Annotated in this window: 6 protein-coding genes and 1 pseudogene; 4 read left to right on the top strand and 3 right to left on the bottom strand. The window is 42.0% G+C overall.

Going from position 1 to position 6,736, the window contains the following annotated elements:
- Nucleotides 1–202: 202 nt before the first annotated feature.
- The 4 genes and pseudogenes from HRQ85_RS26315 to HRQ85_RS25585 all read left to right on the top strand — a co-directional run.
- Nucleotides 203–459 (top strand): annotated as a pseudogene (locus tag HRQ85_RS26315) (IS110 family transposase); the annotation flags it as partial.
- 642 nt (nucleotides 460–1,101) lie between these two features.
- A complete protein-coding gene (locus HRQ85_RS25575) occupies nucleotides 1,102–2,049 on the top strand; it encodes an HlyD family secretion protein (protein ID WP_172380914.1) in 948 nt (315 codons plus the stop codon).
- 3 nt (nucleotides 2,050–2,052) lie between these two features.
- Nucleotides 2,053–2,979, top strand: a complete 927-nt coding sequence (locus tag HRQ85_RS25580; protein WP_172380915.1) for an ABC transporter ATP-binding protein — start codon at nucleotides 2,053–2,055, stop codon at nucleotides 2,977–2,979.
- The gene (locus HRQ85_RS25585; protein WP_172380921.1) at nucleotides 2,979–4,076 is read left to right on the top strand and encodes an ABC transporter permease; all 1,098 of its coding nucleotides are present in this window, start codon (nucleotides 2,979–2,981) and stop codon (nucleotides 4,074–4,076) included. Before HRQ85_RS25580 ends, HRQ85_RS25585 begins: the two co-directional genes overlap by 1 nt.
- 334 nt (nucleotides 4,077–4,410) lie before the next feature.
- Here HRQ85_RS25585 and HRQ85_RS25590 read toward each other — a convergent pair whose 3' ends face one another.
- From HRQ85_RS25590 to HRQ85_RS25600, 3 genes are all read right to left on the bottom strand, one after another.
- Nucleotides 4,411–4,587, bottom strand: a complete 177-nt coding sequence (locus HRQ85_RS25590) for a hypothetical protein (protein WP_172380916.1) — start codon at nucleotides 4,585–4,587, stop codon at nucleotides 4,411–4,413.
- Nucleotides 4,588–4,703: 116 nt separating this feature from the next.
- Entirely contained in the window at nucleotides 4,704–5,732 is a 1,029-nt protein-coding gene (locus tag HRQ85_RS25595) for a GGDEF domain-containing protein (protein ID WP_172380917.1), read from the bottom strand.
- Between the two features lie 667 nt (nucleotides 5,733–6,399).
- Nucleotides 6,400–6,736 (bottom strand): IS3 family transposase (locus tag HRQ85_RS25600; RefSeq protein WP_172380918.1); only part of this gene is annotated, 337 nt, incomplete at its 5' end.

The raw sequence follows: 6,736 nt of genomic DNA on the forward strand, positions 1-6,736 counted from the left end.
TTTTTTAGATCGAAGCCACAAATAGGGATACTTAACTTTTCTGAGTACTACATAATAATATGCCCCCCAGAAAAACATAACGAATGGTATATATTCCCCTACCGAAAATCCGCCACCGTATCTGATTACTCTTATTTCTGCAGTATTATATCGACCGTTCTAAATACTTCATAAGTCAGCAACCTACTCTAAAGCTACTGGAACGTCAATTGCCAATGCTTATCAGTACCTTAGTGCGTAAAATAAACGCATCGCCGATATTAAACAAGCGTTTAATTATTTGCTAAGGTCACCTAATGCTCGACGAGTGATGAAGGTGCATAAAATTGGTCCTCAAACCGCTACAGCGATACTCGCTTCTATAAGCAATGAAGCGCAAATTGATTAAAACCGTGGTTTCTCCGTTTGGCTATATCTAGTACCAAAGAATATTCCACGCGAGGAAAACCTCTGCTAGGCTAATTTTGTGACATACTAGATGTCATCTAACGAATCTATTAAGTCCCATGTTTAAAACTTCAGATGCGTATTGCAAAGGCAACTTAAGAAGGTAAACACGGCAAAGCGAAAGCGTGCAGTGGATACTGGTTCACTGAGCAAAAATAATTTCACGCTTGGAAGAAGCATAACTCTTGGCAATAACTTCTTTATAAGTGCATGAAGGCCACACGCAGTTTTTAGAGATCAATAACAGGTGCTATCTACTCATAAAACTTCCCCATCGGAGATGGACGCTCGCACACCTAAAAACTTTTTTGTCAATAAGTTAAATAAGGTTAACTGATACTCCGGATAAAACTTTATGGAGTATGGCAGTCCTAAAGTGAACTTAAATCAATAAAAAGTCAGAGCAGGAAGATAAGAACCGCGGTCAATCAAAATTTAGAATATAGCACCTTGGCCCCTTACTGAAGCCCTTAAAGAAGAACAACCAATAAACCTTCATACACCATTTGTCACTCAATTAATCAATTGATGAATTTCAGGGGAATTATCTACCTAGCCGAGGAAAACTTGCCCACGTTACACTGAATACAATCCCACACTCTTCTGCAACCTGACTTACGAATCAGGTTCAACCTCTTGAGGAAGCATCGCATAATGAAGCGCATCATTCTTAGCATCTTCGTTCTTACTCTTTTAACCGCCTGTTCAAAAGACGATGGTCAACAAGCTCTTGGCACACTAGAGCGTGACCGCGTCACCTTTACAGCAACGTCGAGCGAGATAATCCGAGCCCTACCTATCAAGGAAGGCAGCCAGGTGACTAAAGGTGAGTTGTTGGTTCAGCTTGACACCAAGAACCAAGAAGCGATATTAACCCGCGCCATAGCCGAACAAGCCAAAGCGGAAGCTTATCTGTTAAAACTCACTAATGGCGAGCGCTCAGAAGATATCGTCGCAGCCCAAGCTAGAGTTACAAGAGCAGAAGCGCAATTAACCGAAGCTCAAAAGAACTATCAACGAAAAGAAGAATTAGCACGTAAAAAACTCCTCAGCCAATCGGAAAAAGATTCCGCATTGGCCGCAAGAGATTCCGCGCGAGCTGAGTTAGACTCGTCACAAGAAGAATTCAGTAAACTTACCGCAGGTTCGCGTCCAGAAGACATTCAACAGGCCAAAGCCGAACTAAAGGCCGCAAAAGCAGATGTCGCTCTTCAACAGCAAAAATTAGGAGAGCTGAGCATTACAGCTACTCGTGATGGCTTGCTCGACAATCTCCCTTTTCACTTAGGCGAACGCGTTCCAGTCAATGGCATCGTTGCCGTGATTCAAGCCAACCGCGTCCCTTATGCACGCGTTTACGTCCCTGCGACTTATCGAGTGAACTTTATTCCAGGTAAAACTGTGCAAGTCCACGTAGATGGCATTGAAAGTCCTTTTGAAGGAACCGTACGTTGGATTGCCACTGAACCATCATTTACCCCCTACTTCGCCTTAACAAAGGAAGAGCGATCACGCTTGATGTATCTTGCGGAGATCGACTTACAAGACTCTGCTAATTCACTGCCTTCAGGTATTCCTGCCCAAGTGGATTTGATGGAGTAAACAATGACTGAATACGCAATTCAAGCTGAAAATGTAGTAAAGATGTTCGGAGACTTTACTGCAATCAACAACATCACACTCAATGTGCCCAAAGGCAGTATTTATGGCTTTCTAGGGCCAAACGGCTGCGGAAAATCAACCACTATTCGCGTGCTAACAGGTCTACTTAGCCCAAGTGAAGGTAATGTGGATGTTTTAGGATTAGAGATCCCAAGACAATCTGAATTACTGCGACTCAAAATTGGTTACATGACGCAAAAATTCTCCCTCTACGATGACCTTTCAGTACAAGAAAACCTCGAATTTATTGGGCAGATTTTTAGCATGGAAACTAAAGCCCTAAAGGCTCGAATCGAAGAACAATTGAGCACGTATGGGCTCGATCAATTACGTAAACAACGCGTTGGAGGTATGAGTGGTGGCCAAAAGCAGCGACTCTCTCTTGCAGCTGCGACCATGCACAAACCTGAATTGTTATTTCTCGACGAACCCACCTCCGCCGTGGACCCAGAGAATCGACGTGATTTTTGGGAGCAACTGTTTGATCTTTCCGCTCAAGGCACCACTATTTTGGTCACCACCCACTATATGGACGAAGCAGAACGATGTCATCGACTTGCCATTATGGAGGCTGGAGAAATTCGTGCTGATGGCGAGCCCGAGCAACTCATGGCGCAAATGGGAGTGAATATAGTGGAGATCAAAGCAAATAACTTACGGAAGTTGAAAGAGGAAGTCATAAAACATAAAGAAGTCCGCTCTGCCGCTCAGTTGGGCGTCCGTTTACGCGTCCTAATTAATCAACATATCGAGCAGCCGATTGATTGGTTAATACAAACTTTCCCGAAGCTTGAGGGCTGTGAAATGAACATCACGCGTCCTAGCTTAGAAGACGTATTCGTTAGCGTGACGGGGGAAGGTCGCCAATGATGAAATCTATTGCTCGAATGAAGGCGGTGATGATTAAAGAGATCCGTCAGCTTTCTCGTGACCGAATCACCTTCAGTATGGTGGTAATGATTCCTTTGATCCAGTTGCTATTATTTGGGTTCGCCATCAATACCGATATTCGTAACATTCCCGTCGGCGTTGTTGACCAAAGCGGTAGCACAGCAGGTCGTGTTATCACTGAATCTGTAAAAGTGACTCAAGTTGTCAATGTGATCGAAACCTTTACGACCGTTTCACAAGCAGAGCAAGCAATACAAAACGGCCTCGTGCGCGCGGTACTCATCCTACCAAGCGACTTAACTCAGCGTATGGTGCAAGGTCGAGAGCTGGGACAATGGGTTGTGGATGGATCTGATACCATGATAAGTTCAGCCATCCTCTCGCTGCAGACCATGCCATTGACTGATTTCGACTTTGAGATCCGCCCTACTCCCACCAAAACTTTCGAAGTCGCCTTGTATTACAACCCGAGTCGGCGCTCAGCCGTGAACATCGTGCCGGGTTTACTTGGAGTGATACTTACAATGACTATGATCTTGTTTACCAGCGCAGCCATTGTGAGAGAACGGGAGCGAGGTAACTTAGAGTTACTCATCACCACACCAATTCACTCTATTGAATTGATGGTGGCAAAAATTATTCCGTACATCTTCGTCGGTCTAATACAGGTGTTGATTATCCTTGGATTAGGACATTGGATTTTTGGCGTACCTATAAATGGTGCCATTAGCCAGATATTGTTTGGCACTTTGTTGTTTATAGCCGCTAGTTTAACGCTCGGTTTGGTGATATCCACCATTGCCACAACACAGCTTCAAGCGATGCAGATGACGGTATTCATTCTTCTTCCATCTATCCTACTGTCTGGGTTTATGTTCCCTTATGAAGGTATGCCAGTTGCAGCTCAATGGATATCAGAGGCTCTGCCCGCCACCCACTTTATGCGTATCATTCGTGGAGTGGTACTTCGTGGCGCTGATTTAATGGAACTATGGCAAGATGCATTGTGGTTGCTTGGCTTTACCATGGTTGGCTTGGTCGTTGCGTCTTTACGCTTTAAGAAGTCACTCGATTAAACCGCCTCACCCTAGCGAGCTCTCGCTAAATGGAGGGGTTGTTGTAACACTCAGCTTTTAGTGATTTTTGAGGTGCCCACTTGGGCACTTCATTTTAGCGCATAAGTTACCGTTCTTGATAAAAGAGTGGCTAAGTGAGTATTCAGACACAAATAATCTGTCAGTACATAAAATAATTCAAAGACAATGTCACCCTCAAGAGCTATTTGACCTCATTTAACCATCTTTCACGTTCTCGCCATAAAGACTCGCCGTCGCTCCATCCACAGACTTCAGACCTAACGCATACCGAGCTTTCTGTTTCTCCCATCGATAACTTTACTCCACGATGTTGTTATTCATTGATATCCAATATCTCAATGAACAACGTAAAGAAGCCCGTTAACCAAAGCTGAACATTCATTGCCTCAATAGCCACATCATAACTTTCACAGCCATCAATAACGACTTTCTCTGATAAACCATATGAGTTACCGTCTTGTTCCAAATTGGTATGTATTTGATGCCTCACCTCACTGATTGAGCGTTACATGATCAACACCACGCTCTTTCTATAACTGAGTTTATACGCTTGATAATAACGGAACCATTTCGATTATGACTTCTGATAGAAAGATCCTGATCCCCCTATAAGACTTGGTTTCTGCCCATTCTTTTCGCTTCGTACAACAATTTATCTGCACGTTTGAATAGCTCCTCTTCACTCTCTTCAAAATTGAATTCAGCAAAGCCACAACTGACTGTTACATAATGACTTACTGTAGAAGCACGATGAGGAATATTTGCTTTACATAGATTACTTTGTGCATGAGCAAGAAGGTTTCTTGCTTGGTCTTTGGTTGTATTTGGCAACAGGACAGCAAACTCTTCTCCTCCTATACGAGCAACAATATCAGCACTTCGCCTAAAGCTGGCTTTTAAAACCTGAACCACTGTCGTTAAACATTCATCACCCTTTAGATGACCATATGTATCGTTGTACTGTTTGAAGAAGTCTATATCTATAATGGCAAGTACAAATGGCATGCCTTCACTTTCCTTGATGAGTTTTCTTATTCGTTTATCGTACCCACGACGATTATAAGCACCAGTTAATGTGTCACGATAACTAATATTCTTAAGTTCTTTGTTTTCAACGGTCTTATCAACCAACAGTTCTTCTGTTTTTTTATATAGACCATTGGTGGCAAAGTAGAAAACAGCCATAATACTTGCGTATCGGATAAGGTGACTTTCGTCCTTATCTAACAATAATGAAAGCTCCCACAATATGAGAGGAGTAAGCCCGAGAAGCATTGCAATCCTACTCTTATTCCATGCGAGTACCTGCAAAAATAACCCAATCACTACAATTTCTTTTGGTTCATGTAAATCGCCCCAATGGTTTTCTGATGCCAATACAGTAGAAAGCCAACATAAACCAGAAAGAATCGCAGAAAAATTCAAAACATGAGCTTTGTTGAGTAAGAGTTTTTTGTAGTTTCTTATCGCAAACTCAGTAAAACCTATTAAAATAATTCCTGTGATGGAGATAACTAAATAATGAATTGCATTTTCTAAATCATAAGATGGTCTGAGAAAATAAATTTCATATGAGATCGTGGCTATGCATATCCCCAACATAAGCATTGACCATTTAATGCCAGCGTACATCATGTTGTTCCTAAGCTCGTAAACTAACACGCTTTTAAACCTTGATTGCATAGTAAGTTCCTGTTCGCAAAATCATAGATATTGTCATTCTTATCGATCACTAACAACTAAACTTTTATAAGTAACTAGTGACTTTTTCAAGTTAGTGGAAGTAAAATGATGCAATATACATGTTTATTGAAGAATTACTTATAAAAATTGTGCATTTTCACGTCAAATTTGAACCTTTAGAACAGACTTAATACCTTCGAATTTAGACTAAAACAGAGTATTGAATGACGTTGAAATGTGCTAACTTTTCCAGATCAAAAGGATGAATTGTAGAACATCACTCATGAAAAATTTGGAGAAAAGGTTGGTGGTATTTGTATCATAAAGCTAAGCTGGTTATATATTGCCATGGCACTACATAATTACGTGTTCAACGCTCGAGAGAAGAATGCCGATACGGCTTCTTTCAGTACCTGACTCTATGTTCTGAAGTCAGGGTGAATTTGATGATCCACCTATTTATTGTCACGAGGTCTACACCACACTCCCTCTGCATACCTTCGCTCCCTACAACCGAGTTACGGATGGTTTCGAGAATAGCATCTGAAGGGAAATGGAAACCTTTAAACATGACATAACACAAGCGAACTGATCTGCTCCAGTTAGACTGGACACCGCATTAAGCGACATATTGTTTTTCAAAGTTAACTGGGCTTAGATACCCAAGAGCACTGTGCCTTCTTGTTCGATTATAATCAACTTCAATGTATTCAAAAAGCGCTTGGCGCATCTCTTCTCGGGTCATTATCGGCTCGTATTGGACGGCTTCTACTTTCATTGAGTGGAAAAAGCTTTCAACACCGGCGTTATCCCAACAATTCCCCTTCCTACTCATGCTTTGTTTTAGATTATGAGCTGCGATTAAATCTCGGTAGTCTTTTGAGCAATATTGGCTACCTCTATCACTATGGATAATCACGTCTTCTGGCATGCCTCTGCGGAACAATGCCATTGAT

Source organism: Vibrio sp. Vb339 (assembly GCF_902751245.1).
Taxonomy (GTDB): Bacteria; Pseudomonadota; Gammaproteobacteria; order Enterobacterales; family Vibrionaceae; genus Vibrio; species Vibrio coralliirubri.